This is a genomic window from Amycolatopsis nalaikhensis (assembly GCF_030264295.1).
GTDB classification, from domain to species: domain Bacteria; phylum Actinomycetota; class Actinomycetes; order Mycobacteriales; family Pseudonocardiaceae; genus Amycolatopsis; species Amycolatopsis nalaikhensis.
Genome location: NZ_CP127173.1, coordinates 9197481 through 9221688 on the forward strand (window position 1 = coordinate 9197481; position 24208 = coordinate 9221688).

A 24208-nucleotide genomic window follows, 5' to 3' on the forward strand; every position below is an offset into this window, starting at 1 on the left:
AACTTGTCTAACGTGGAGGAAGTCGATGACACCCACCCCCGCCGGCGCGACCATCCCCGGCGCCGAGCACCACCACGCCCGGGTCAACGGCACCGAGCTGCACTACGTGACCGCGGGCAGCGCGGGCTCCCCCGTGCTGCTCGTCCACGGTTTCCCGGAGACCTGGTGGGTCTTCCACCGGGTGATTCCCCTGTTCAGTGCGCACCACCGCGTGATCGCGGCCGACCTGCGCGGGTTCGGTGATTCCGCGACCGCGGGCACCGAGCACAGCAGCGCCACGGCGGCGGCCGACCTGATCGGGCTGATCGAACACCTCGACCTCGGGCCCGTACACCTCACCGGCCAGGACATCAGCGGCCCCACCACGTTCCGCGTCGCGGCCACGCGCCCGGACCTGGTTCGCAGCTACACCGCGGTCGAGACCGGCCTGCCGGGGTTCGGGCTGGAGGCGCTGGCCGACGTCACGCGGGGCGACGGCTGGCACATCGGCGTGCTCGTCGCGGCGGGCATTCCCGAGATGCTGCTGTCCGGCCGGGAACGCCCGTTCATCGCCGAGTACGCGATCCCGTCCCTCAGCGCGACCGCGGAGGCGTTCGCCGGCGACGACGTCGACGAACTCGTCCGCACCTACGCCCGCCCGGATGCCTTCCGCGGCGCGACCGGGCTCTACCGGTCGATGCTCGCCGAGGGCGACGAGATCCGGGACCTCGCCGCGACCTGGTCACCGGCACTGCCCGTGCTCGCCGTGGGCGGCGGATCGGGCGATTTCACGCCGTCGACCTTCCGCCAGGTGACCCCGAACGTGACCGCCGCGCACCTCGACGGCATCGGTCACTACGTGGCGATGGAGGCACCCGGCCGGTTCGCCGACACGGCCCTCGACTTCTACGCGAAGGCCGACAACGCGGCGCCCGCCTGATAGAGCCGCACGCGGTCAGCGGTTCGAAGCGGTCTCGCCCGCACAGGAGGCCGCCGCGCGGGCGGCGCCGTCGATGTTGTCCTCGACCCAGCTGCGCAGCATGCGCAACGGCACGGCCGCGCTGTGGCCGAGCTCGGTGAGCGAGTACTCGACGTGCAGGGGCACCGCGGGATAGACCGTGCGGTCGACCAGGCCGAACTCCTCCAGGCGCCGCAACGTCTGGGTCAGCACCTTCGGGCTCACTCCCTGCAGATGCCGCTGGAGCTCGCCGAAGCGCCGCGGGCCTTCTTCGAGCGCGCCGATCGCCAGCGCGGACCACTTGTTCGCCAGCAGGTCCAGCATCGCCCGGCACGGGCACTGCGCCGCGTAGACGTCGTGGTCGGCGTGCTGTCCGGTCAGGCACACAGTGGTCATCGCAAGCCTCTCACCTCGATACTTCCCGATGGGAAGTTCTAGCCCTTGCGGGTAACTATATCCCTGCGGATACGTTGCCGGTGCCACCGGAAAGATCACGGAACCAGGGAGAGAACCAGTGTCCGACACCTCGATGCGCGCCGTCGTCCAGCACACCCTCGGCGGTCCCGACGTGCTTTCGGTTCAGCGAGTGCCCCGCCCCGAACCGCTGCCGACCGAGGTCCGGGTGAAGGTGCACGCGGCCGGTATCAACCCGGTGGACTGGAAGACCCGGGCGGGCGCGGGCATGGCGGGCGTGCTCGGCGAGCCGCCTTTCATCCTCGGCTGGGACGTCTCCGGCGTCGTGGAGAAGGTCGGCTTCGGCGTCACGACCCTGCGGGAAGGCGACGAGGTCTACGGCATGCCCTGGTTCCCGCGGGCGGCCGGGGGTTACGCCGAATACGTCACCGCGCCGGCCCGGCAGTTCGCCCGCAAGCCCGCGAGCCTCAGCCACGAGCAGGCCGCCGCCGTGCCGCTCGCCGCCCTCACCGCGTGGCAGGCGCTCGTCGACACCGCGCACGTCCAGGCCGGGCAGCGCGTGCTGATCCACGCCGCCGCCGGTGGTGTCGGGCACCTGGCAGTCCAGTTCGCCAAGCACCTCGGCGCCCACGTGCTCGGCACCGCCCGGGCCCGCAGCCACGACTGGCTCACCAAGCTCGGCGTGGACGAGCTCATCGACTACACCGCCGTCCGGTTCGAGGACGCGGCCTCCGACGTCGACGTCGTGATCGACCTGGTCGGCGACGTCCACGACCACACGAGCACGCGGTCCCTGGACGTGCTGCGCCCGGGCGGGCTCCTGGTCGCCGTCCCGGCGGGGGTGTCACCCGAACTGGCCGCCGCGGCCGAGGCGAAGGGCGTGCGCGTGTCGCCGTTCCTGGTCGAGCCGGATGGCCCCGCGCTCACCACCATCGGCGCCCTCCTCGACTCCGGCGAGGTGGCGGTGGAGGTCGAGGAGGTGTTCCCGCTCGACCAGGTCGCCGCGGCGCACACCCGCGGCGAGTCCAACCGCACGCGCGGCAAGCTCGTCCTGCGCGTGGCGTCCTGACGGCTACGCCGGTGAGGGCCGCCCGAACTGAGGTCACTTCCAGGGCAGGACGGCTCCGTCGCGGATCAGCTCGCCGTACTGACCCGGGTCGACCGGCCGGGACACCAGCTCCAGCACCGTCTCCGCCGCCTGGGCCGGGCTCGGCGCGTCGCTCACGTCCCACCACATCGCCGACGTCGGCGTGTTCATCATCCCGGGACAGACGGCCGCGAGCAGGATTCCGCGCGCCAGGTCGTCGTCGCGGCGCTGCGCCGCGAGGGCGCGCACCGCCGCGACCTGGCCGATCTTGGACGGGATGTTGACGAATCCCGGCCAGTCGCCGGCGCGGGCGGTGCCGTCCTTCACCGCGTCGCGCCACGCTGCCACCTGCTTGTCCACCTCGTCCAAAGAGGACAGCCCGTCGAACCGGTCGTGCAAGGCGGGCGCCAGGTGCCGCAGCGTGCCGAACGAACTGGCGACCACGAGGAACCGGCCGCCGTCGCGCAGCAGCGGGGTGAACGCACGCAGGAGCCGCGTGGTGCCGAAGTTGTTGACCTCGGCGTACTCCTCGACGATCGCGCGCGGGTCGTCGTCCGGACCGACTCGCATCACCGCGTTGCCGAACACGACGTCGACGCCGCCGTGCCGGTCCGCCAGCCGCTCGGCCAGCCGCGCCGACCCGTGCGGATCGGCGACGTCGAGGACCTCGCCGCGCACCCGAGCGCCGCCGCCGGGCAAAGCGTCGACGGCCTGCGCGACGCGTTCGGCGTCGCGGCCGGTCAGATACACGGTGTCCTCAGTGGACAGCTGTTGCGCCAGTCCTTCGACGAGGGCGAGCCCGAGGCCTTGGGTGGCGCCGGTGACGAGGGCGACTTTCGGGGTCATGCGATTCCTTTGGCGAGCAGGGTTTCGGAGAGGGTCCAGAGACGCTCGGCGCCTTCGGGGTCGAGCGCGTAGCGGGCGACACCCTGCAGGGGCCCCGCGGCGCCCCGGCGGTCGATCGTCTCGCTTTCGTTGCAGTCGGCGAAGTAGCGGCCGCCGATGCCCTCGAGCAGGGGTGAGGTCGCGAGCAGCACCGACGTCGCCGCGCCCTGCTCCGGGGTCTTCATCAGCTCGGGCGGGATCGTGCCGGAGCCGCGGCCGCCGGTGTGGCGCTGCAGGTTCGTGAAGATCGCGCCGGGCATGAGGGCGTTCGCGGTGATGCCGTCCCCGGCCCACCGCCGCGTCGCTTCCACGGCGAAGAGCACGTTGGCGGTCTTGGACTGGCCGTAGGCGAGCCACGGGTCATACGCCCGGAAGGCGAAGCCGACGTCGTCGAAAACCACCGGCGACAGCTGGTGCCCGCTCGAGCTGACCAGCACGATCCGGGCCGCGCCGTCGGCGGCCAGCGCGTCGCGCAGGCCGGTGGCGAGGGCGAAGTGCCCGAGGTGGTTGGTGGCGAACTGCAGCTCCCAGCCCTGCGCGGTGTACTGCTCGGGCGTGGCCATCACCCCGGCGTTGGCGACCAGGACGTGCAGCGGGCCGTCCCACGCCGCGGTGAAGGCGGCGACCGAGTCCGGGTCGCTGAGGTCCAGCGGCGCGACCCGCAGTGAGGTGCTGCCGGTCGTCGCGGTGATGTCCCGGCCAACACGTTCGCCCGCCGCCACATCGCGGACGGCCAGGGTGACTTCGGCGCCGGTCGAGGCCAGGGCACGCGCCGTCTCGACGCCGAGCCCGGAGGACGCGCCCGTCACCACCGCGCGCCGTCCGGTCAGGTCGGCGCCTTCCGCCACCTCGGCCGCGGTGCTGCTGAATCCGTAAGGGGTTTCGATCAGGTTCACGACTTCACGCTATGACCGATCCGGCCATGCGAACAGCGAAAGTTCAGCACACCGGGTATGCGCTCACGTCATGACGCTCAAAGGCAGGGCGGCCGGTACCCCGCGATGCGCAGCCCGCTGAACGCGAGCTCGTTCGGGGTCTTGCCGACGAACACCAAACCCCGCGCCTCCCGCAGCGCCGACGCGAACGAGTACGCCGGCGTGCCCAGCTCCGGCAGCGACGTCCACGCCCGGGGCGCGAAGCTGAAGAACTTCGTCACGACCTTGCCACCCGTCGACGGCACGAGCGTCAGCCACTTGTCGCCGCCGCTCCAGTGCGACGCCGGGCGCAGCTGGACGTAGAGATCGTCGCTCGCGCGGTAGGTCAGCCAGAACCCCGCCGAACGCGACAGGTCAGCCTGCGCTTCGAACTGGTTGCCCAGCCACACCACGACCACGTGCCACTCGGCGTTCAGGAAGCTGACCTTCGCCGTGTACCGGTTCCCTTCGCGGACAAGAAGGTTCCCGGTGGGCGGGACGGTGGTGCCTTCACCGCTGGCGAGCCACTGCTGCAGCCGGTCGATCGACGGCGTCGGGCACTCGCAGCCCGGCCGTGGTGCCGCGTCGGCACCCGGGGTGACCAGGGAAAACACCAGCAGGGACGCGAGAACCGCGAACGCGAGGCGCATGCCGGGAAGCTACCACGGCGAGTGTGCCGCGCGTCACGGAATGCCCGGCGATCTTGGGCGCTACACAGGAACAGGAACCGTTCGACCCGAGGAGGGCCATGTCCGCCACCGCCACGCCCGAGGAGACCGCACCCGTCGTGCCGGCGCTCGACGACTTCGACTTCGAGCTCACCGACGGCGCCGCCTGCCGCATCGACGACCCGGACTGCGAAGCCTGCCAGTAAGTCAGCGCTCGTCCGCTCCGGCCTCGAGGACGAACTCCGCGCGGCCGGAGCGGACGCCGTTGACCTGCAGCTCCAGCGCGTGCGGTCCCGGGTGGTAGCGCCGGGTGGTGATCACCCGGAACGAGTGCTCCCGGCTCAGCTCGAAGCTCTCCCCCGGCGCCAGCACGCGCGTGGTGAGCTTGAACGTCTTGCCGGTCAAGGTGCCGTTGGCCTTGCGGTGGTGGACGACGTAGTCGATCGCGAGCCGCGCGGGGTCCGGGTCGGGGTTGTGCACCGTCGCGGTGAACCGCAGGCTCCCGCCGATCGCCACGGTGTCCGACGCGAGGCGCGGCCCGGTCACTTCGACGCGCGTGGGCGCGAACCCGAGCAAGCCGAGCGCTTCGGGATGGCCTTGCTTGACGAGCGTGCGCAGCGCGTGCCGCACGAGTTTCCCGGTGGCCACCGGGTCATCGCCCGGCTCGGCCAGCCAGGCTGACGCGGTCGCCACGGCCAGCTCCGGTTCACGGCGGCTGAGGTCGTTGAGGTGGTTGGCGACGGACCGCCGCACGTACTCGCTTTCGTCGCGGTACAACGCGTTCAGGATCGGCAGGGTCGCTCGCGGCTCGGCCAGGACGCGCGGCACGCGCACCGCCCACGGCAGCATCGGCCGGGTTCCCTCCGACGCGAGCCGCCGCACGTCGTGGCTGTCCGACCGGGTCCAGCCCTCGATCGCCGCCAGCGCGCGGTCGAGGTCGTGGTTGAGCAAGGTGCGCAGGGCGAACTCGGCCGTCAGGCGCGGGGTGAGCTCGGCCAGCAGGGCGAGCGCGTCGTCGAACGCCGCCGCCGTGCCCTCGTCGACGGCCTTGACCGCGACGGCGCTGGTGACCGGCCAGATCAGCCAGCCGGTGAAGGAGGGCGCGCGGGCGGCCGCGGCGCGGATCGTCGCCGCGAAGGACGCGTAGTCGCCCGGCAGGTCGGCGAGCAGCGCGTCCCGCAGGAGGTCGCTGCGTTCCCGAAGCGACAACGGCGCGAGCGCGGCTTCCGCGGCGGCGACCCGCGATTTCGGGACCGTCAAACGGAGAGCGGCGGCGAGATCCCGGACGGCCGGGGCGCCGATCAGTTCGTCGGCGAACGGCATGGCGACCTCCCGGGCGAGCGCTGGCCCGCTGATCCTGCCACGCGGGCTCAGTCCACCGGCGGGGTCCCGTGCGTGTGGAACGACTCGATCGTCTTCAGCCCCCACGCCTGCCCCTTGGCCCGCTCGGCTTCGGTCCACGTGACCGGCTCCCAGTCGGGCGCGAAGATCAGTCGCGCGGTCGGGTTGCACAGTTCGATGCGGTTGCCGCCGGGCTCGTAGACGTAGAGGAAGAACGTCTGCTGGATCGCGTGCTTGTGCGGCCCGGTTTCGATGTGGACGCCGTTGTCGAGCGCGATGTCGGCGGCGCGCAGGATGTCCTCGCGCGTGTCCGCGGCGAACGCGATGTGGCGCAGGCGCCCGCTCGACTTCGTCCAGTCGTTGGTGTAGACGAGGTCGTAGGACTTCTGCGCGAAGTGCGTCCACTGCCCGGAAATGGCGCCGCTGTCGAGCCGGATCTGTTCGGTGACGCGGCCGCCGAGCGCGTCGCAGACGAACCGGCCGTTCGCCTCCGCGTCCCGCGCCAGGTAGTTGACGTGGTCGAGGCGGCGGACGCCGACCCCGCGCCCCGGGTAGGCCTGCGCCTGGTTCTTCAGCGCCGGCCGCAGGTGCTCGGGCGGGTCGTAGCGCTCGGTTTCCCAGTAGAGCTCGAACTCGTGGCCGTCCGGGTCGCGGAACAGGTAGGACGGGCCGATCCCGGTGCCGCCGTCGACCCAGCCGACACCGAGGCCGCGCTGCTCGAGCGCGACCACCCGCCGCTTCAACGCGTCCTCACTGGACGCTCGCAGCGCCGTCCGCCCGACCCCGGACGTCTTCGTCGCCGTGAGCTTGAGGCTGTGGTGCTCGTAGTCGTCCCAGGTGCGCAGGTACACCGAGTCGCCGTCGGTGCCGTTCTCGGTCAGGCCGAGCACGCGGACGAAGAAGTCCAGGCTCTTCTCCGGTTCCGGGGTGAACAGCTCGACGTACCCGAGGTGCGCGATCTCATGTCGGGGCGAGGGCTCGGGCACAGTCGGCTCCTCACTGCCGGGGGAACACGGTGCCGTCGAACAGCTTCCGCGCCGTGCGGATCACCGTCGAACGGCGGACCCGGGGCGGGGTGGTCGTGGTGTCGAACTCGATGCCGACGGCGAGCTTCCCGCTGGCGTGCTCGATTTCGACCGGCTCCCCCGCAGGCGGGGCGACGAGCAGCTCGCTGCCCACCGCGCCGTCGAGCAGCAGCGCCGTCACCACGCTGACGCCGCCGAGCACGCCGATCGACGGGTGCGGCTTGACCGGGATGAACGTGCGGGTGCAGATCGCGCCGCCGTCGCGGGGCGCCGCGACCAGCGTGGTCTTGGGTACCGAACTGGCGCTGACGTCGCCGAGCCCCATCAACTTCCCGGCTTCGGTGCGCAGCGCGTCGATCCGCTCGGTGAGGGCGGAGTCGGCGGCCAGGACGTCGGCCGGTTCGTAGCCGGTGATGCCGAGGTCCGCCGCGCGCGCCACGACGACCGGCATCCCGTTGTCCACACAGGACACTTCGATGCCGCCGACGTCGTCGCGGACGTGGCCGGTGGGCAGCAGGCTGCCGCACACGGACCCTTCGGTCTCGGTGAAGTCCAGCTCGACCGGGGCGGCCGTGCCGGGCACGCCGGAGATGGCCGTGCCGCCGCTGTAGTCGACTTCGCCGCCGGGGGTGGCGAAGGTCGCGACGGCGATGGTGCCGGTGTTGAGCAGCCGCACGCGGACGGTGGTGCGCTCGGGCCCGGCGGGCACCAGCCCGCGCTCGACGGCGAACTGCCCGACGCCGGCGAGCAGGTTGCCGCAGGTCTGGCGGTCGGAGACGGTCGGCTGGTCCACGCCGAGCTGCAGGAAGAGGTAGTCGACGTCGTGGCCGGGCTCGGTCGCCGCGGAGACGATCGCGACCTTGCTGGTGACGAGGTGCGCGCCGCCGATCCCGTCGATCTGGCGCGGGTCCGGGGTGCCCATGATCCGCAGCAGCAGGTCGTCGCGGGCGGCCGGGTCGGCGGGCAGGTCCTCGGCGAGGAAGTACGCGCCCTTCGAAGTCCCGCCGCGCATGAGCATGCAGCGCACGCCGGTCATGCCTGCTCCTTCTCGTACTCCTCGGCGGTCAGGTACCGGACGCCGAGGGCTTCGAGCTTTTCGCGCAGCCCGTAGCGGTCGAGGCCCAGCTGGCCGTTGGCGAAGGCTTCCCGCGCGGCGGCTTCCTTTTCCAGCCGCGCCTGCGACGCCTCCAGTCCGGTTTGGACATCTTCGCGGCGCACGCGCATGACGCCGTCGTCGTCGGCGAGGATGGCGTCGCCGGGCCGGATGACCTGCCCGCCGATGACGACGGGCACGTTCACCGCGCCGGCGGTGGCCTTGACCGTGCCCTGCGCGCTGACCGCGGCCGACCACACGGGGAAGCCGAGCTCACGCAGGTCGGCGACGTCGCGGACGCCGGTGTTGATGACCAGGCCGCGCACGCCGCGGCGCCGCAGCGCGGTGGCGAAGAGTTCCCCGAAGAGCCCGTCGCGGCACGGCGAAGTGGTGGCGACGACCAGGACGTCGCCTTCGCGGCACTGCTCGACGGCGGCGTGGATCATGAGGTTGTCCCCGGGCCAGCACAACGCGGTGACGGCGGTTCCGCCGACGCGCGCGCCGTCCTGGATCGGCCGCAGGTCCGGGCCGAGCAGCCCGGAGCGGCCGAGAGCCTCGTGCACGGTGGCGACGCCGTATTCGGCCAGCCGCGTGACCTGTTCGAGGTCGGCGCGCGGGGGATCGGTGACGATGACGGGCTTCATACGGTCCACCGTAGAGTTCCGTCGACGAAATTGTCAACAATTTTGGCGGGCAAGTCACGGGCGGAGGAGCGCCCCAATGTGGCCTTCGGTGCGTCTGACGCAACCAAGGCGGCCTTCGGTGCGTGAGACGCAACCAAGGCGGCCTTCGGTGCGTGAGACGCAACCAAGGCCGCCTTGGGGCGCTTGGGCCAGGGCGATCGGTCAGGAGTGGAGCGGAGACACCTCCGCGTCGGCCGCCTTGAGGGCCTCGATCACGCTCCCCAGGTGTACCCGCGCGGCCGCCGCGGCCTCCTCCGGCTGGTGCGAACAGATCGCGTCGATGATCGCCAGGTGCTCCGGCAGCGACACCTGCGGCCGCCCCGGGCGCATCGCCAGGCGGAACTGGTGGCGGACGCTCTGCCCGCGCAGTCGCTCGAGGACCTGCGCGGCCGTGCGCTGGCCGCTGATCTCGCGGACCCGCCGGTGCAGCCGCTGGTTGAGGCCCGAATACCCGACGACGTCCCCACCCGCCACCGCCGCCTGCATCTGCTCGCCCAGTTCGCGCAGCTCGGCCACCTCGGCGTCGCTGATCCGCTCCGCCGCCTTCGCCGCGCACAGGGACTCGAGCATCATCCGGACCTCGGAGATCTCGACGGCCTCCTCCAGCGACACCGCCCGCACCCGCGCGCCCCGGTTCTGCACGCGCTCGACGAGGCCCTCGTTCGTCAGCTCGATCAGGGCGGCGCGCACCGTGGCGCGGCTCGCGGCGAACTGGGCGGACAGGTCCGCCTCGACCAGCCGCTGGTTGGGCACGAACTCGCCACGGACGATGGCGTCGCGGATGGCCGCCACCACGGAACGCTCCCCCGGCTGCCGGTCCGCAGCACTCTCCGTCATACCCCGACTCCGTTGGTAGAAAAGACGCCGTTTGTTGACAATTTTGTCGAGCACATCGTGTACTCGATCGTAGCTTGTCGAGAGGATTCTGCTATGACCGGAACCATCGCGGTACTGGGCCTCGGCGAGGCCGGGAGCGCGCTCGCCCTCGACCTGGTCGCCGCCGGCGCTGTCGTGCGCGGCTACGACCCGGCCGTTCCCGGGGTCGACGGCGTGGTCGTCACCGGCTCCGAAGCCGAAGCCGCCGAGGGCGCCGATCTCGTGCTCAGCGTGAACAGCGCGTCGGCCGCCGTCGACGCGCTCGAAGCCGGGCTCGCCGGCCTGCGCGACGGCACCGTCTGGGCGGACCTGAACACGGCCTCCCCCGGCACCAAGCGCAAGCTGGCCGCCATCGCCGCCGAGCACGGCGTGCCGTTCGCCGACATCGCGATCATGGCGCCGGTGCCGAGCCGCGGCCTGCGCGTCCCGATGCTCGCCACCGGCACGGCCGCCGGGGCCATGGCCACCGCGCTGAACTCGTTCGGCGCCGCCGTCGAGGTCATGCCGGGCGACGCCGGGCTCGCCGCCGAACGCAAGCTCCTGCGCAGCGTGTTCTTCAAAGGCATGTCGGCCGCCGTGGTCGAGGCCCTCACGGCGGCCAAAGCCGCGGGCTGCGAGGACTGGCTGCGCAAGATCGTCGTCGACGAGCTGACGGCGGCGAGTGCGTCCACAGTGGACAGGCTGGTCGACGGCTCGCACAAGCACGCCGTCCGCCGGACCGCGGAGATGGCGGCGGCCGCCGAGATGCTCGGCGAGCTGGGTGTGCGCGCCGACGTCGCGGGCGCGGCCCGGGACCAGCTCGCGCACCTGGCCGATTCCCAGGATGGTTGACGACGCGTAATGGTCTCCTTGCTGCCACGCAAGGGAATCACGGCGGCCGCTACGGCTTGAGGATCGTCGTCGGCAGGCCGAGGACCTCGACGATCCGCTCGACAGCGTCCCCGAGCCGCACGAAGTCCTCCCCCAGCGGTTCGACCACCAGCCGTCGCACGGTCGCGACGTGTCCCGGAGCTGAAGCTTCGAGGTGCGCGCGGCCGGCGTCGGTCAGGGTGGCCGCGGTGAACCGGCGGCCCTGGCCGGTGCAGACCCGGCGCGTCACCCAGCCCCGGTCCTCCAGCCGCGCGACCGCGTGCGAAATCCGCGGGAGCGACCCGTTCGCCATCTCCGCGATCTCGCTCATCCGCAGGGTTTGCCCGGGGACGGCGGACAGGCGGGCGAGGATCATGTAGCCGAGCAGCGTCAGGTCCGCGTCGCGCAGGAGCTGGCTTTCGAGTGCTCCGGGCAGGGTCAGCAGGACCTTGGCCAGGTTGATCCACGCCCGGTGCTGGTCGCCGTCGAGCCAGCGGACCGGCTCTTCTTCGTGCTCGTCCACGGTTGACTTTAACACGCAACCCAGCCTACCGTTTGGGTTGAACACGCAACCCAAGGAGGAGCGATGACGACCGCCGCCACCCCGACCTCGGCCGTCGCCCTCCGCGTCGGCTTGGCCGCACTGGCCGCTTTGGCCGTGAACACGGGAATCGCGTTGCTCGCCTCACTGCTCGACGCGGGCGGCCTCGGGATCGGCCTGTCCCCCGTCGCCTACCTGCCGGCGACGGTCGCGGGCGTGCTGGTGGGCACGGTCGGCTGGACGCTGATCGCCCGCCGGGCCCCGAAGGCGTTGCGGGTGGTGGTGCCGTCGGTGCTCGTCCTGACGTGGGTGCCGGACCTGCTGCTCCTGACGGCGGGCGCGACAGCGGCCAACGTCGTCGGACTGATGCTGATGCACCTGGTGGTGACGTCGGCGGTGGTGACGGCGATGCGTCCGGCGCGGGACTAGGCGCGGCCGCACCACCGCGCGGTCGGCTTCACGAGCGCGAGGACCAGCGCCGCCCCGGCGGGGACCAGCACCATCACCAACCCGACGAAGGCCCCGCCCAGGTGGATGCCGCCGATACCGGCGGCGAAGTACCAGACCCCGACGGCGTTCAGCACGACGGACGCGATGGTCAGCACGATGGCGAGCGCGCAGCCGACGATCGTGAGCATGCGGCCGGCGGGCTTGCGCAGGAACAGCAGGATGCCGCCGGGCAGCAGGAGCGCGGCGAGCAGCAGGTTTTTGACCAGCGGGACGACGAAGATCCAGTCGACGAAGCCGAAATCCGCCAGGGTGATGACGCTGCCGACGAGGCCGACGAGGTAGAGCAGCCCACCGAGAACGGCGAGCACCCCGGCGATGATCGCGGTGACACCGCTCGGCTTCGGGGGCTGCATCCCGTACCCCGGCGCCGGGTAGGGCGCCGGGGCGTACGGCTGGCCGGGGAATCCGCCAGGAGGCGGCGGGTAGCCCGGCTGCCCGGCCTGCGCGGGGAAACCGCCGGGCGCCGGGTAACCCGGCTGCGCCGGGAAGCCACCCGAGGCGGCCGAGTAGCCCTGCTGGCCCGGGTCGGGCTGCCCGGGAAACCCACCCGACGGCCCGGAAAGTGGCTGCTGCGCCGCGAATCCGCTCGAAGGCGCCGGGTGGCCCGGCTGCGCCGGAAAGCCGCCGGATGCCGGGTGGCCTGGCTGACCCGGGCCGTGCTGACCCGGGCCGGGCTGACCCGGGCCGGGCTGCCCAGACTGGGCCGGGAACCCGCCCGAGGCGGCCGGATGTCCTTGCTGCCCGGGGAAAGCTCCCGAGGCGGGGTGCTGTCCCGGCTGGCCGGGCTGCGGCGGGTGGGTCATGGCGTCCTCGTTCTCCGGCTGACCGCCCCCGACGGTGCGCCGCCTCCCCACGGGCGGCTACGGCCGCGTCGAGTCTGCCATGCCCGCCCCCTCACACCCCAGCCGTCTTCACCTCCGGGGTCCGGCTCATCCGTGCCGCGCGGGTCCGGGGGCCGAACACCGCCAGCACCACCGCGCCCACCAGCCACGTTCCGGCGATGAAGAGGAACACGCTCTGGTACCCGCTGCCGTTGTACAGCGCGGCCACGATCAGCGGCCCAGCCGCGTTCGACAAGCGTCCCAACCCGTACGACACGCCCGTTCCCAAAGACCGGCCGCGCGTGTCGAACAGCTCCGGCGAGTACGCGTAGCCCAGAGCCGTGTAGCCGCGCTCGAACAGGTTCACCAGGAAGCCGAACACCACGATCAGGACCGGGTTGAACGTCAGCCCGTAGAACAAGCCGCACAGCGCGATGACCGTGCCGAACGCGACCAGGCACCACTTGCGCTCGAAGCGGTCCGTCACCAGCGCCGCCAGGTACGACCCGAGGGGCGCGCCGACCGTCGTGAGCGCCACGTAGAACACCGACTTCTCGACGCTGAAGCCCTCCTTGGCCAGCAACGTCGGCGCCCAGCTCGAGTAGCCGAAGAACCCGATCGTCTGGGTCACCCACAGGACCGTCAGCAGCAACGTGGGCAGCAGGTACTTCTTCTTGAGCAGCAGCCGCAGCGGCGCCTTCGCCACCGGGGCCTCGTCGATCGGCGGCGCGGGCTCGGGCAGCGGGCCCTTCTCCGCCGCGACGCGCTCCTCGATCTCGCGCAGCACCGCGTCCGCCTTGGCGTGCTCGCCGCGGCTTTCGTGCCAGCGCGGCGACTCCTTGAGCTGGCGGGTGAACAGCACGAGCAGCACGCCGAGCGCACCCCACAGGTACACCAGGCGCCACGACCAGCTGTTGATCGGCACCACCGCGCTCGCGATCAGGTTGGTGACCGGCGTGCCGCAGATGCCGATCACGATCGCGTAGGCCTGGTACTTGCCGCGGTTCGCCGCGGGGTACAGCTCGTTGACGTAGATGACCGCGACGACCGTCATCGCCGACAGCCCCGCCGAGGTCAGGATGCGGAACACGCCCAGCGACACGATGTCCCACGAGAACACCGCGGCGAAGGAGAACGCGCCGAACCAGACGGTCGTCCACATCAGGGCGTTCTTGCGGCCCCAGCGGTCGGCGAGCTTGCTCGCGATGATCGAGCCGAAGAACATCCCGACGAACGACAACGAGGTCACGTACGCGACCTGGTTGACCGTCACGCCCCACAGCTTGATCAGCTTGGGCGCGGTGGTGGCGAAGCTGTTGATGTCCGCGAACTCGAAGAAGTAGGCGAACGAGACGGCGAGCAGGGTCACCTTGTGGAACCGGCTGATCGGCAGGCGGTTCAGCCGGTTCAGCGCGTTGGCGTGCTGCATTGCATGCCCTTCGGGGGAAGTGGGTGGCTCAGGCGGTTTCGCCGGGCCAGTAGAGGCGCATCGGGTTGTCGACGAGGAGCTTGCGCCGCAGTTCCGCGGTGGCGGCGACCTGCGGCACGTAGTCGACCAGCAGCCCGTCGTCGGGCATGTGGTCCTTCAGGTTCGGGTGCGGCCAGTCGGTCCCCCACAGCACCCGGTCGGGGAACTCGTCCACCACGCGCCGGGCGAACGGCACGACGTCGGTGTAGGCGTGCCGCTGCCCGTCGAGCGCCGGCGGCCCGGTCACGGTGAGGCGCTCGGGGCAGCTCACCTTGACCCAGACGTCGTTGCGGCCGGCGAAGTCGAGGAACCGGGCGAACTCCGGGCCGTCGACGGGTTTCGTGACGTCGGGGCGTCCCATGTGGTCGATCACGAGCGGCACCGGCAGGGTGTCGAAGAACCCTTCCAGCTCCGGCAGGTCCGCGGCCTCGAAGTAGAGCACGACGTGCCAGCCGAGCGGGGCGATCTTCTTCGCGATCGTGCTCAGGTCCTCTTTGGGCGAGGCGTCGACGAGCCGTTTCACGAAGTTGAACCGCACGCCCCGCACGCCCGCGGCGTCGAGCTCACGCAGCTGGGATTCGCCGATGTCGGGCCGCACGGTCGCGACGCCGCGCGCCCGGCCGCCCGCCGCCCGGACGGCGTCGAGCATGGCGGAGTTGTCGGCACCGTGGCAGGTGGCCTGCACGATCACATTGCGCGTAACGCCCAAGTGGTCGCGCAGCGCGAAAAGCTGGTCCTTGCTCGCGTCGCACGGCGTGTACTTCCGCTCCGGCGCGAAGGGGAACTCGGCCTGCGGGCCGAACACGTGGCAGTGCGCGTCGACCGTGCCGGGCGGCAGCCGGAAGTCCGGTGTGGACGGGTTCACGTACCAGTCCAGCCAGCCCGGCGTCTTCGGCGAGCGCGCGATCACCGCCCTTGTCCCTTCAGGAGGGCGTCCAGACGCGGGTAGACGGTGCGGGCGTTGAGCTCCCGGATCGCCGCCCAGTCCTCTTCGGACAGTTTCGCCGCCTCGGCGTACCGGCGGGTGTCGTCGAAGTACTGGCCGGTGCGCGGGTCGACGCTGCGGACGGCGCCGATCATCTCCGACGCGAACAGGATGTTGCGGGCCGGGATGACGTCGAAGAGCAGGTCCGAGCCGGGCTGGTGGTACACGCAGGTGTCGAAGAAGACGTTGTTCAGCACGTGTTCTTCGAGCTCCGGCTTGCCCAGCGCCATCGCGAGGCCGCGGAACCGGCCCCAGTGGTAGGGCACCGCGCCGCCGCCGTGCGGGATGACCAGCCGCAACGTCGGGAAGTCGGCGAACAGGTCGCCCTGCACGAGCTGCATGAACGCCGTCGTGTCGGCGTTGAGGTAGTGCGCGCCGGTGGTGTGGAACGCCGGGTTGACGCTGGTGCTGACGTGCACCATCGCCGGGATGTCGTACTCGACCATCTTCTCGTAGATCGGGTACCAAGACCGGTCGGTCAGCGGCGGCGCGGTCCAGTGGCCGCCGCTGGGGTCGGGGTTCAGGTTCAGGGCGACGGCGCCGTACTCCTCGACGCATCGCTTCAGCTCCGGCAGGCAGGTCGCCGGGTCGACTCCCGGCGACTGCGGCAGCATCGCGGCGGGCGCGAACCGCTCCGGGTACAGCGTGGCGACGCGGTGGCAGAGCTCGTTGCAGATCGCCGCCCACTCGGCCGAGGTTTCGAAGCCACCGACGTGGTGGGCCATGAACGACGCGCGCGGCGAGAAGATCGTCAGGTCGATACCGCGTTCGTCCATCAGCCGCAGCTGGTTCGGCTCGATGCTCTCGCGCAGCTCGTCGTCGCTGATCCGCAGGTCGGCGCGCACGGGGGCGGCGGCGCCGACGTCTTCCAGGGCGGCGACCTGCCGATCGCGCCAGTCCGCGAGCGCGGGCGGGGCGGTCGTGTAGTGGCCGTGGCAGTCGATGATCAAAGTGGGTCCTCTCGGGTCTTCCGCACGCACTCTAATCGTCGATGAAATTGTTGACAATATCTACGACGAAGTTTGCCCGCGGACCTGGGAGACCGAAGGGCCGGGGCCGCGTGACCCGTCAAGAACGCGGGGTGACCTGCCCCGCCCGGGCCATGGCGCCCGCGATCAACGTCGCCAGGGCGTACTCCAGCGACGTCACCAGATCCATCCGGAACTCGGCGATGCCCGGGTCGGCTTCGTACGCCGCTTGGACGCTCGCCGACGGCTGGGCGTGGGTCCACAGGCCGCCCGCGAGGATCATCGCCAGGAGGCACACCCCCTTCGCCTCCTCGCCGACCTCCGGCACGTACTCGCCGACCAGGCCCACCATCGCCTGCAGCCCCGCGAGGGCGGTTCGCTTGTGGCGCACCACGACGTCCACCGAAACGTTGTGCTCCAGCACGCCCGCCTGCGCGGCGACGAGGTCGCACAGCACCCGCCGCCGGGCCAGGGAAGCGGCCACCACCGCCGCGAACCGGTCGGCCCGCACCCGGGCCGGGAGGCTTCGGTCGACGCCCGCCGCCAGCTCTTCCGCCACCTCGGCCAGCCAGTCGTCCAACGCGCGCTCGAGCAGTTCGAGCAGCACCGCCTCGCGGGATTCGAAGTAGCGCAGCACGTTCGACTTCGCCAGCCCGACCCGGCGGCTGAGCTCGTTGAGGCTCACCTCGGCCACCGGCATCTCGTCGAGCATCGCCAGCGCGGTGTCGAGGATCGCGCGGCGGCGCTCCGCCCGCTGCTCCGGGCTGCGCGCCCGCTGAAACGTCATGCGGGACAGGATACCCACCCGTGCAGACCGGCGGTCTCTTGACAAAAGACCGATGGTTCCTTAACGTCGAGGACATAACAGACCGCCGGTCCGCAAGGGCCGTCCACAGCGAGGAACCGACATGAGCAAGAACTGGACCGACCGCGACGTCCCGGACCAGACCGGCCGCGTGGCGGTGGTGACCGGCGCCAACACCGGCCTCGGCTTCGACACCGCGAAGGCGCTCGCCGACCACGGGGCGTCGGTGGTGCTGGCCGTGCGCGACGTCGAAAAGGGCAAGCAAGCGGCTTCGCGGTTCGGCCCCGGCGCCGACGTCAGCGTGGTGGAGCTGGACCTGGCGTCGCTCGCCTCCGTCCGCGATGTCTCCGCGCAGCTGCACGACACGCTGCCGAAGATCGACCTGCTGATCAACAACGCCGGTGTCATGTACCCGCCGCGGCAGACCACGCGCGACGGCTTCGAGCTGCAGTTCGGCACCAACCACCTGGGCCACTTCGCGCTCACCGGCCGGCTGCTGGACCTGCTGCTGCCGGTCGCGGGCTCGCGGGTGGTGACCGTCGCGAGCACCGCGCACCGCATCCGCGCCGCGATCCACTTCGACGACCTGCAGTGGGAGCGGTCCTACGACCGCGTCGCCGCCTACGGCCAGGCCAAGCTCGCCAACCTGATGTTCGCCTACGAGCTGCAGCGCCGCCTCGCGCCGCACGGCACCACCGCGTCGATCGCGGCCCACCCCGGCGTGGCCCGCACCGAACTGATGCGCAACGCCCCGGCCGTCCTCCGCGGGCTCTTCTCCGTGGTCGCGCCGCTGTTCACCCAGAAGCTCAGCCCAGGGCGCGCTCCCGACGCTGCGCGCGGCAACCGATCCGGCGGCCCTCGGCGGCCAGTACTACGGCCCCGACGGTCTCGGCGGCTCCCGCGGGCGCCCGGCGGTCGTGACGTCGTCGTCGCAGTCCTACGACGTCGCCCTCCAGCGGCGGCTGTGGGCCGTCTCGGAGGAGCTCACCGGGGTCGGGTTCCCGGTCTGAGGCTGGTCCATCAAACTCATTTGATGTAATCTGCCGGTCATGGCACCCGAGCCGCCCGCGTTCGTCCTGCTGGCCGCCCATCCGCTGCGATGGGCGCTGCTCACCGCGCTGGCCGGTACCGACCTACGGGTGCGTGAACTGGTGGCGCGCGTCGGCGAGCCGCAGAACCTCGTCTCCTACCACCTGCGGCTGCTGCGCGACGGCGGCCTGGTCAGCGCCACCCGCAGCACCTTCGACGGCCGGGACAGCTACTACCACCTCGATCTCGACCGGTGCGCGGCCGCGCTGGGCGATACCGGCGCGGCCCTGCACCCGTCGCTGCGGCGCGATACCCCGCCGCCGCCCGCCCGGGGCATCACCGTGCTGTTCATCTGCACCGGCAACAGCGCCCGCTCCCCCATCGCCGAGGCCCTGCTGCGCCAGCGCACCGGCGGGCAGGTGACGGCCACCAGCGCGGGTACCCGGCCGAAGCCCGCTCTGCACCCCGACACCGTGCGGGTGCTGGGCGACGAGTTCGGCATCGACGTCGCCGGGCAGCGGCCGCGCTCTCTCGACGCGGTCGCCGAGCGCCGGTTCGACCACGTGATCACCTTGTGCGACAAGGCTCGCGAGGCCTGCCCGGAGTTCTCGCACCACCCGCTGCGCCGCCACTGGAGCATCCCCGAACCCGCGTCCGGCCACGCCGAGTTCCGGCGGACCGCGCAGGAGATCGACACCCGCGTCCGGCACCTGCTGCCGGATCTCGTCGCGGCTCAAGACAAGGAGGTCCAGCCGTGAACGACCAGTACGCCAGCGTCCGGTACGTCGTCGACGACGTACCGGCGGCGATCGACTTCTACACCACCCACTTCGGCTTCACGGTCCGGATGAGCGCGGGTCCCGCGTTCGCCGACGTCGTCCGCGGCCCGCTGCGGCTGCTGCTGTCCGGCCCGGCCAGCTCCGGCGCCCGCGCCACCCCGGCCGACGCGGCCGAAGCCGGGCGCAACCGCATCCACTTCGAAGTGGCCGACCTGGACGCCGAGATCGCGCGGCTGACCGACGCCGGTCTGGCCTTCCGCACCGAAGTCGTCTCGGGGCCCGGCGGGCGCCAGATCCTCGTGGCCGACCCGGCGGGCAACCTGGTCGAGCTGTTCGAGCCCGCCGCCCGCTGACTCAGCGCCGCCGCACGGCTTCCCGGGCGTTGTCGAAGGCGTGCAGCGCCGCGCCGACCGCGGCGGCCACGGTGACTTCGAAGACCTCGTCCTCGCTGTGGCCCGCGGCGGTGAGCCGCCGGACGTCGTCGTCGGTGATCCGGTACGACGCGTCGCGGACCAGGGCGACGTAGGCGCGCCACGGTTCTTCGAGGCCTTCGCCGGTCGCGGCGGCCCGGCGAAGCTCCGGGCTCGTGTGCGCGGGCTGCTCGAAGACGCTCTTCCGGAGGTCGCCGCGGTCTTCGCCGAGCAGGAACCCGGGGAACCGGTACCCGGCGCGGTGCAGCGCGCGCGTGCCCGTTTCCAGCTGCCCGTCGAGGAGCTCGAAGCCGAACGCGTTGGCCAGCCGGTTGACGATGTTCCACACCAGGTTGACCTCGAGCGCCTCGGTCAGCGCGCGCTCGGGCAGGTCCGGCACCGACGTGGCCGTGCCCGTCCGCGACACTTCTTCGAGAAACCCTTGTGCCGCCGGCACTTCCGGCCGGAAGTCCGCGGGACGGTCCGGGTCCAGTTCGCCGCCGCTCGCGATCCGCGTCAGCTCCGCGTGCGTCACGATGCAGAACGGGCATTCGTGCACCCGGGCGGTGCTCATCGCGAAGAACTCGCGTTCCCCGGCCGTCCAGTACGAGGCGCCGCGCATCGCGGGCGCGGTCCGGTCCAGCAGCGGACGGGTCAGGAACTCCGGCCGGTACAGCAGCAGCTTGACGATGTCGGGGCTCGCGACGCGCGACACCTTGCTCGTCAGGGTCAGGAAAACCCGGGCGCGCCGGCGGTGACCGTGGTCCAAAACAGACAGTCGCATCAGGACTCCAGTTCGTGCAGGCGGCGGGTGAGGAACCGGCGGTCGGCGGGTGCTTCGGCCAGCTCGAGCGCCCGCCGGTAGGCCGCGGCGGCTTCGGCCGGGCGGCCGAGGCGGCGCAGCAGGTCCGCGCGGGCGGCGTGGCGGAGGTGGTAGCGGTCGAGCCCGTCGATCTCCTCGAGCAGGGCGAGCCCGGCCGCGGGACCGTCGGCCATCGCGACGGCCACGGCGTGGTTGAGGGCGACCACCGGCGACGGCGCGATCGTGCGCAGCTGCGCGTAGAGCGCCGCGATCCGCACCCAGTCGGTGTCGGCGGCCGTGCGCGCCTGGGCGTGCTGGGCCGCGATGGCCGCTTGCAGCTGGTACTGCCCGACCGTCCCGCGGCGCAGCGCCCGGCCGAGCACGCCGAGCGCTTCGGCGATCTCGGCCCGGTCCCAGCGCGTGCGGTCCTGGTCTTCGAGCAGGACGACGTCGCCGTCCGGGGTGGTGCGGGCCGCCGAGCGCGAGTCCTGCAGCAGCAGCAACGCGACCAAGCCGAGCGTCTCCGGCTCGTCCGGCATCAGCGCCGCCAGCAGCTTCGCCAGCCGGATCGCCTCGCGGCGCAGCTCGTCCCCGCCTGGCGGCGACGTGTAACCGCGGGTGAAGACCAGGTAGATCACCGCGAGGACGCCCGAGAGCCGGTCGGGCAGCAGGTGGTCCGGCGGGACGCTCAGCGAGATGCCGGCGTCGCGGATCTTGCGCTTGGCCCGCACCAGCCGCTGCGCCAGCGCCGGCTCCGCGACCAGGAAGAGCCGGGCGATCTGCGCCGCGGTCAGCCCGGCCACCGCCTGCAAGGTCAGCGCGACCCTGGCGTCCTCGGCCAGTGCTGGGTGGCAGCAGGTGAAGAGCAGGCTCAGCCGGTCGTCGCCGACCTCGGCCAGCCGGTCGTCCGGCAGGTGCATCGTGCTCACCCCGCTTTCGCCCGCCGCGAGCCGGGCGAGCTTCTCCCGCCCGGTCCGGGCGCGGCGGATCCGGTCGACGGCGCTGTTGCGCGCCGCGGTCAGCAGCCACGCCGCGGGGTCGTCCGGGACGACGGCCCAGCTGCGCAACGCCCGCGCGACGGCGTCCTGCAGGGCGTCCTCGGCCAGTTCGAAGTCGCCCAGCACCCGCACGAGGGCGGCGAGCAGCCGCGCGCGGTCGTCGCGGTAGACGCGCTCGACGACGTCGGCCGCCGGTTCAGCCACGGGCGGCCCGGTGGTCGAGCCCGGCCACCCCGGCGACCGGGCGGACCTCGACCGACCCCTGCGCGGCCATCGGGCACAGCGCGGCCAGCTCGAGGGCCTCGTCGAGGTCGCGGCAGTCGAAGACGTACACCCCGCCGAGGTGCTCGTGGGTCTCGGCGAACGGACCGTCGGTGATGAGCGTCCGGCCCTCCCGCACGGTGACCGTGGTGGCGGTGTGCTCGCCCTGCAGCGGATGACCGGAGACGAACACGCCACGCCGGCGGCACTCGTCGGCGAACGCGTTGACCGCGGCGAGCGCCTCCTCGAACCCGGGGTCGCCCGGTTCGGGCCGCTCGCAGTTGTAGATCAGCAGCATGTACAGCACGTGCGCTCCTTCGTCCGTCGTCGGTCGAAGAGGATGACGAACGGGAAGACCGTAACTCGACAGGCCGGGCGGGACTCGTCGAAACCAGGCCGTCGGAAATTACCAAAGGTAAGTTCTGGTGCTGCCTTGACTTTACCAATGGTCAGGAGGAGAGTCCTCGCCACCCGATTCGTCTAGACCAATCGGCGCTCCCCGATCCCCAGGAGGAGACCCATGTCCCGCAAGCTCCGGACCACCACAGCAGCCTTGACGAGCGTCGCGACCGTGGCCGCGGCGGCCCTGATCCTCTCCGGCGGGGCCGACGCCAGCCCGGCCGCCGCGGCCGACTGCGGCGTGCTGTTCGACGACTTCCACTACGCCTCCCCCACCGACTCCGCCTTCAGCGGCGCGGGCTGGACCACGCGCAACGACGTCGGCAGCCCCGGTGTGGCCGGCGCGCGCTGGCTCACCAGCAACGTCAGCTTCCCGACCGTCAACGGCGAGCGCGTCGCCCAGCTCGCCGCCAGCACCGACGGCAGCGCCGCGGGCACGACGCATTCGGAGATGTACCAGAACCAGCTGCGGTTCTTCGAAGGCACGTACGCCAGCCGGGTCCGCTTCACCGACGCGCCGGACAGCGGCACCGACGGGGACCACGTCAACGAAACGTACTTCACGATTTCGCCGTTGCGCTATGACCGCGACCCGCTCTACAGCGAGCTGGACTTCTCGGAGTACCTGCCGAACGGCGGCTGGGGCGGGCCGCAGGCGGACTACCAGACGAGCTGGTACACGTACTGGAACAACCCGACGTGGGACGGGCTGCGCACGTCGACCGCGCAGAACCGCAGCTTCGCGGGCTGGCACGACATCGTCACGCAGGTGTCGGGCGGGCACGTGAAGTACTACATCGACGGCGTGCTGACCGCCGACCACACGACCGACGCGCAGGGCAACCCGGTCTACCCGCGCACGCCGATGTCGATCAACTACAACATGTGGTTCATCGACACGGCCGGGCACACGAGCGGCAACAGTGTCTACACCGAACAGGTCGACTGGACGTACTACGCGGGCAACCAGGTCGTGTCGCCGTCCGACGCCGTCGCGCGGGCCGGGCAGTACCGGTCGGCCGGAACGTCCCATGTGGACACGGTCACCGGCTGCACCACGCCGACCACACCCCCGGCGACGACGACGCCCACGACCCCGACCACGCCCACCACCCCGACCACGCCGTCCCAGCCCGCCGACTGTTCGACGGCGGCGGCGTGGGACTGGGGCACGGTGTACCTCGAAGGCCAGCGGGTGAAGCACAACGCGCACCTGTGGCAGGCGAACTGGTGGACCCAGGGCTCCGAGCCCGGCCTCACCGCCCAATGGCGCGACCTCGGCCACTGCTGACCGGTCTGCCGCACGCCCCGTCGTGAGTGTTCAGGGCGGTTAGAACCGCCCTAAACACTCACGACGACGCACCCCACTACATCCAGGAGTTTCCGTGCGCAGACGCACTTTCGCCGCCGCGCTGGCCGTCGTCGGCCTCGCCGCCGGCTGCGGTACCGACACCCCCTCCCCCGCCGCGCAGCAAGGCGGGACGCTCACCGTGTGGCTCATGAACGGCGACCTCAGCGACAAGGCCACCGCGGCGATCAACGCCGCCTTCGAGAAGGCCACCGGCGCCAAGGTCACCGTGCAGGTCCAGGAATGGGACAACATCAACACCAAGATCAGCACCGCGCTGGCCCAGGACACCACGCCGGACGTCATCGAGATCGGCAACACCAACGTCCCGCTCTTCGCCGCCAACGGGGCGCTGACCGACCTCACCCCGCACCGCGACGCCCTCGCCGCCGGGCAAACCTGGCTGCCCGGCCTCGCCGGGCCGGCCACAGTGGACGGACACCTCTACGGCGCGCCCCTGTTCGCGGGCAACCGCGCGGTGATCTACGACAAGCAGGTCTGGGCCGACGCCGGGATCACCGCGCCGCCCAAGACGTTCCAGGAGCTCACCCAGGACCTCGACAAGCTCAAGGCAAAGCACCCCGCCGCGGACTACTCGGCCTTCCACTTCCCCGGCCGGTACTGGTTCGGCGCCCTGCAGTTCGTCTGGGACGCCGGTGGCCAGATCGCGGTGCAGCAGGACGGGAAGTGGACCGGCGCGCTGGAAAGGCCCGAGGCGCAACGGGGTCTGCAGGCGTGGAAGGACTTCCAGAACGCCTACTCCTCCGCCGCCTCCCGCAACGTCGACACCAAGGCCCCCGACCAGGCCGCGATCTTCTCCGCCGGCGGCGCGGGCGCCATCCTCGACACGAGCGTCAACACCGTGGTCAAGAACAAGCCGGAGCTGAAGGACCGCCTGGGCACCTTCCCCTTCCCCAGCCTCACGCCGGGCAAGACGCAGCCGGTGTTCCTCGGCGGGTCCGACCTGGCCGTCGCCGCGAAGAGCCGCAACCAGGACCTCGCGCTCGCCTACCTGAAGGCCGCGACCGACCCGGCCGTGCAGCGGGAAGCCATCGCCGGGATCGACGGCTGGACCCGATCTCGACCCAGCTCATCGATCAGATCACGCCGGCCATGCCGCCGCTCAACGCCGCCTTCGCCACGGCGGCGAAGACCAGCGTCGCCACGCCCGCCGCGCCCGGCTGGGCGACCATCGAAAGTGACAAGTCGATCAACACGTTCTTCGCCGACATCGCCACCGGGCGACGGCCGATCGCCGACGCGGCGAAGGAGTTCGACGCGCACCTGACCGAGGCTCTCAACGCCCACTGAC

General features: G+C 71.7%; 27 protein-coding genes and 1 pseudogene. 10 read left to right on the forward strand and 18 right to left on the reverse strand.

The features are described 5' to 3' along the window. Positions 1-25 precede the first annotated feature (25 nt). Positions 26-919, forward strand: a complete 894-nt coding sequence (locus tag QP939_RS44630) for an alpha/beta fold hydrolase (protein WP_285452883.1) — start codon at positions 26-28, stop codon at positions 917-919. A 15-nt stretch (positions 920-934) separates the two neighbouring features. On the opposite strand, the gene QP939_RS44635 is transcribed toward QP939_RS44630, so the two are convergent. Next, entirely contained in the window at positions 935-1333 is a 399-nt protein-coding gene (locus QP939_RS44635) for a winged helix-turn-helix transcriptional regulator (RefSeq protein ID WP_285452884.1), read from the reverse strand. Positions 1334-1466: 133 nt separating this feature from the next. Here QP939_RS44635 and QP939_RS44640 point away from each other — a divergent pair, with 133 nt between their 5' ends. After that, a complete protein-coding gene (locus tag QP939_RS44640) occupies positions 1467-2420 on the forward strand; it encodes an NADP-dependent oxidoreductase (RefSeq protein ID WP_285459988.1) in 954 nt (317 codons plus the stop codon). A gap of 33 nt (positions 2421-2453) precedes the next feature. Here the strand turns inward: QP939_RS44640 and QP939_RS44645 are convergent, their stop codons facing one another. The 3 genes from QP939_RS44645 to QP939_RS44655 all read right to left on the reverse strand — a co-directional run bounded on the left by QP939_RS44645 (position 2454) and on the right by QP939_RS44655 (position 4887). Beyond that, complete coding sequence (locus QP939_RS44645; protein WP_285452885.1) at positions 2454-3284, reverse strand: SDR family NAD(P)-dependent oxidoreductase; 831 nt, start codon at positions 3282-3284, stop codon at positions 2454-2456. Further along, positions 3281-4219, reverse strand: a complete 939-nt coding sequence (locus QP939_RS44650; protein WP_285452886.1) for an SDR family NAD(P)-dependent oxidoreductase — start codon at positions 4217-4219, stop codon at positions 3281-3283. Before QP939_RS44650 ends, QP939_RS44645 begins: the two co-directional genes overlap by 4 nt. 77 nt (positions 4220-4296) lie before the next feature. Next, positions 4297-4887 carry a hypothetical protein gene (locus tag QP939_RS44655; RefSeq protein WP_285452887.1) on the reverse strand — a complete coding sequence of 197 codons (591 nt, stop codon included), beginning with the start codon at positions 4885-4887 and terminating at the stop codon, positions 4297-4299. 98 nt (positions 4888-4985) lie between these two features. Here QP939_RS44655 and QP939_RS44660 point away from each other — a divergent pair, with 98 nt between their 5' ends. Beyond that, positions 4986-5111, forward strand: a complete 126-nt coding sequence (locus QP939_RS44660) for a hypothetical protein (RefSeq protein ID WP_285452888.1) — start codon at positions 4986-4988, stop codon at positions 5109-5111. A gap of 1 nt (position 5112) precedes the next feature. Here QP939_RS44660 and QP939_RS44665 read toward each other — a convergent pair whose 3' ends face one another. From QP939_RS44665 to QP939_RS44685, 5 genes are all read right to left on the reverse strand, one after another. Further along, complete coding sequence (locus tag QP939_RS44665; RefSeq protein ID WP_285452889.1) at positions 5113-6228, reverse strand: DNA alkylation repair protein; 1116 nt, start codon at positions 6226-6228, stop codon at positions 5113-5115. 47 nt (positions 6229-6275) lie between these two features. Then, positions 6276-7232: a VOC family protein gene (locus tag QP939_RS44670; protein ID WP_285452890.1), complete on the reverse strand. Its 957-nt coding sequence runs from the start codon at positions 7230-7232 to the stop codon at positions 6276-6278. 10 nt (positions 7233-7242) lie between these two features. After that, a complete protein-coding gene (locus tag QP939_RS44675) occupies positions 7243-8307 on the reverse strand; it encodes a 4-oxalomesaconate tautomerase (protein ID WP_285452891.1) in 1065 nt (354 codons plus the stop codon). Beyond that, the gene (locus QP939_RS44680) at positions 8304-9008 is read right to left on the reverse strand and encodes a 4-carboxy-4-hydroxy-2-oxoadipate aldolase/oxaloacetate decarboxylase (protein ID WP_285452892.1); all 705 of its coding nucleotides are present in this window, start codon (positions 9006-9008) and stop codon (positions 8304-8306) included. The genes QP939_RS44675 and QP939_RS44680 overlap by 4 nt, the downstream gene beginning before the upstream one ends. Before the next feature lie 201 nt (positions 9009-9209). Continuing rightward, positions 9210-9884: a GntR family transcriptional regulator gene (locus tag QP939_RS44685; RefSeq protein WP_285452893.1), complete on the reverse strand. Its 675-nt coding sequence runs from the start codon at positions 9882-9884 to the stop codon at positions 9210-9212. 93 nt (positions 9885-9977) lie between these two features. Here QP939_RS44685 and QP939_RS44690 point away from each other — a divergent pair, with 93 nt between their 5' ends. After that, the gene (locus QP939_RS44690) at positions 9978-10754 is read left to right on the forward strand and encodes a DUF1932 domain-containing protein (protein WP_285452894.1); all 777 of its coding nucleotides are present in this window, start codon (positions 9978-9980) and stop codon (positions 10752-10754) included. 49 nt (positions 10755-10803) lie between these two features. Here QP939_RS44690 and QP939_RS44695 read toward each other — a convergent pair whose 3' ends face one another. Next, positions 10804-11310 (reverse strand): MarR family winged helix-turn-helix transcriptional regulator, encoded by a 507-nt coding sequence (locus QP939_RS44695; protein WP_285452895.1) that lies wholly within the window; start codon positions 11308-11310, stop codon positions 10804-10806. 48 nt (positions 11311-11358) lie between these two features. Here QP939_RS44695 and QP939_RS44700 point away from each other — a divergent pair, with 48 nt between their 5' ends. Further along, the gene (locus QP939_RS44700) at positions 11359-11742 is read left to right on the forward strand and encodes a DUF6069 family protein (RefSeq protein WP_285452896.1); all 384 of its coding nucleotides are present in this window, start codon (positions 11359-11361) and stop codon (positions 11740-11742) included. On the opposite strand, the gene QP939_RS44705 is transcribed toward QP939_RS44700, so the two are convergent. The 5 genes from QP939_RS44705 to QP939_RS44725 all read right to left on the reverse strand — a co-directional run bounded on the left by QP939_RS44705 (position 11739) and on the right by QP939_RS44725 (position 16852). Then, positions 11739-12626 carry a hypothetical protein gene (locus QP939_RS44705; RefSeq protein ID WP_285452897.1) on the reverse strand — a complete coding sequence of 296 codons (888 nt, stop codon included), beginning with the start codon at positions 12624-12626 and terminating at the stop codon, positions 11739-11741. The genes QP939_RS44700 and QP939_RS44705 overlap by 4 nt on opposite strands. Positions 12627-12717: 91 nt before the next feature. Beyond that, the gene (locus QP939_RS44710; RefSeq protein ID WP_285452898.1) at positions 12718-14073 is read right to left on the reverse strand and encodes an MFS transporter; all 1356 of its coding nucleotides are present in this window, start codon (positions 14071-14073) and stop codon (positions 12718-12720) included. 28 nt (positions 14074-14101) lie between these two features. After that, complete coding sequence (locus QP939_RS44715) at positions 14102-15022, reverse strand: amidohydrolase family protein (protein ID WP_285452899.1); 921 nt, start codon at positions 15020-15022, stop codon at positions 14102-14104. Then, entirely contained in the window at positions 15019-16047 is a 1029-nt protein-coding gene (locus QP939_RS44720) for an amidohydrolase family protein (protein ID WP_285452900.1), read from the reverse strand. Before QP939_RS44720 ends, QP939_RS44715 begins: the two co-directional genes overlap by 4 nt. A 118-nt stretch (positions 16048-16165) precedes the next feature. Next, entirely contained in the window at positions 16166-16852 is a 687-nt protein-coding gene (locus tag QP939_RS44725) for a TetR/AcrR family transcriptional regulator (protein ID WP_285452901.1), read from the reverse strand. A gap of 121 nt (positions 16853-16973) precedes the next feature. Here QP939_RS44725 and QP939_RS44730 point away from each other — a divergent pair. The 3 genes and pseudogenes from QP939_RS44730 to QP939_RS44740 all read left to right on the forward strand — a co-directional run bounded on the left by QP939_RS44730 (position 16974) and on the right by QP939_RS44740 (position 19031). Next, positions 16974-17880 (forward strand): annotated as a pseudogene (locus tag QP939_RS44730) (SDR family NAD(P)-dependent oxidoreductase). Positions 17881-17919: 39 nt separating this feature from the next. After that, positions 17920-18657, forward strand: coding sequence for an arsenate reductase/protein-tyrosine-phosphatase family protein (locus QP939_RS44735; RefSeq protein ID WP_285452902.1), 738 nt, complete (start codon positions 17920-17922; stop codon positions 18655-18657). Further along, positions 18654-19031: a VOC family protein gene (locus QP939_RS44740; protein WP_285452903.1), complete on the forward strand. Its 378-nt coding sequence runs from the start codon at positions 18654-18656 to the stop codon at positions 19029-19031. The genes QP939_RS44735 and QP939_RS44740 overlap by 4 nt, the downstream gene beginning before the upstream one ends. 1 nt (position 19032) lies before the next feature. Here the strand turns inward: QP939_RS44740 and QP939_RS44745 are convergent, their stop codons facing one another. The 3 genes from QP939_RS44745 to QP939_RS44755 are packed head-to-tail and all read right to left on the reverse strand — an operon-like array spanning position 19033 to position 21456. After that, positions 19033-19872, reverse strand: coding sequence for a carboxymuconolactone decarboxylase family protein (locus tag QP939_RS44745; RefSeq protein ID WP_285452904.1), 840 nt, complete (start codon positions 19870-19872; stop codon positions 19033-19035). Continuing rightward, on the reverse strand, positions 19872-21092 hold the full coding sequence (locus QP939_RS44750; RefSeq protein ID WP_285452905.1) for an RNA polymerase sigma factor: 1221 nt from the start codon (positions 21090-21092) through the stop codon (positions 19872-19874). Before QP939_RS44750 ends, QP939_RS44745 begins: the two co-directional genes overlap by 1 nt. Then, positions 21085-21456 (reverse strand): YciI family protein, encoded by a 372-nt coding sequence (locus QP939_RS44755; protein WP_331661329.1) that lies wholly within the window; start codon positions 21454-21456, stop codon positions 21085-21087. Before QP939_RS44755 ends, QP939_RS44750 begins: the two co-directional genes overlap by 8 nt. A 213-nt stretch (positions 21457-21669) precedes the next feature. Here QP939_RS44755 and QP939_RS44760 point away from each other — a divergent pair, with 213 nt between their 5' ends. Continuing rightward, positions 21670-22839, forward strand: coding sequence for a carbohydrate-binding protein (locus QP939_RS44760; protein ID WP_285452906.1), 1170 nt, complete (start codon positions 21670-21672; stop codon positions 22837-22839). 94 nt (positions 22840-22933) lie between these two features. Further along, positions 22934-24184 (forward strand): extracellular solute-binding protein, encoded by a 1251-nt coding sequence (locus QP939_RS44765; protein WP_285452907.1) that lies wholly within the window; start codon positions 22934-22936, stop codon positions 24182-24184. Positions 24185-24208: the final 24 nt, after the last annotated feature.

Coding starts and splice junctions, on each gene's coding strand:
- QP939_RS44630 (WP_285452883.1), top strand. CDS start 26: ATGACACCCACCCCCGCCGGCGCGACCATCCCCGGCGCCGAGCACCAC.
- QP939_RS44635 (WP_285452884.1), bottom strand. CDS start 1,333: ATGACCACTGTGTGCCTGACCGGACAGCACGCCGACCACGACGTCTAC.
- QP939_RS44640 (WP_285459988.1), top strand. CDS start 1,467: ATGCGCGCCGTCGTCCAGCACACCCTCGGCGGTCCCGACGTGCTTTCG.
- QP939_RS44645 (WP_285452885.1), bottom strand. CDS start 3,284: ATGACCCCGAAAGTCGCCCTCGTCACCGGCGCCACCCAAGGCCTCGGG.
- QP939_RS44655 (WP_285452887.1), bottom strand. CDS start 4,887: ATGCGCCTCGCGTTCGCGGTTCTCGCGTCCCTGCTGGTGTTTTCCCTG.
- QP939_RS44660 (WP_285452888.1), top strand. CDS start 4,986: ATGTCCGCCACCGCCACGCCCGAGGAGACCGCACCCGTCGTGCCGGCG.
- QP939_RS44665 (WP_285452889.1), bottom strand. CDS start 6,228: ATGCCGTTCGCCGACGAACTGATCGGCGCCCCGGCCGTCCGGGATCTC.
- QP939_RS44675 (WP_285452891.1), bottom strand. CDS start 8,307: ATGACCGGCGTGCGCTGCATGCTCATGCGCGGCGGGACTTCGAAGGGC.
- QP939_RS44680 (WP_285452892.1), bottom strand. CDS start 9,008: ATGAAGCCCGTCATCGTCACCGATCCCCCGCGCGCCGACCTCGAACAG.
- QP939_RS44685 (WP_285452893.1), bottom strand. CDS start 9,884: ATGACGGAGAGTGCTGCGGACCGGCAGCCGGGGGAGCGTTCCGTGGTG.
- QP939_RS44690 (WP_285452894.1), top strand. CDS start 9,978: ATGACCGGAACCATCGCGGTACTGGGCCTCGGCGAGGCCGGGAGCGCG.
- QP939_RS44700 (WP_285452896.1), top strand. CDS start 11,359: ATGACGACCGCCGCCACCCCGACCTCGGCCGTCGCCCTCCGCGTCGGC.
- QP939_RS44705 (WP_285452897.1), bottom strand. CDS start 12,626: ATGACCCACCCGCCGCAGCCCGGCCAGCCGGGACAGCACCCCGCCTCG.
- QP939_RS44710 (WP_285452898.1), bottom strand. CDS start 14,073: ATGCAGCACGCCAACGCGCTGAACCGGCTGAACCGCCTGCCGATCAGC.
- QP939_RS44725 (WP_285452901.1), bottom strand. CDS start 16,852: ATGACGTTTCAGCGGGCGCGCAGCCCGGAGCAGCGGGCGGAGCGCCGC.
- QP939_RS44735 (WP_285452902.1), top strand. CDS start 17,920: ATGGCACCCGAGCCGCCCGCGTTCGTCCTGCTGGCCGCCCATCCGCTG.
- QP939_RS44745 (WP_285452904.1), bottom strand. CDS start 19,872: ATGCGACTGTCTGTTTTGGACCACGGTCACCGCCGGCGCGCCCGGGTT.
- QP939_RS44760 (WP_285452906.1), top strand. CDS start 21,670: ATGTCCCGCAAGCTCCGGACCACCACAGCAGCCTTGACGAGCGTCGCG.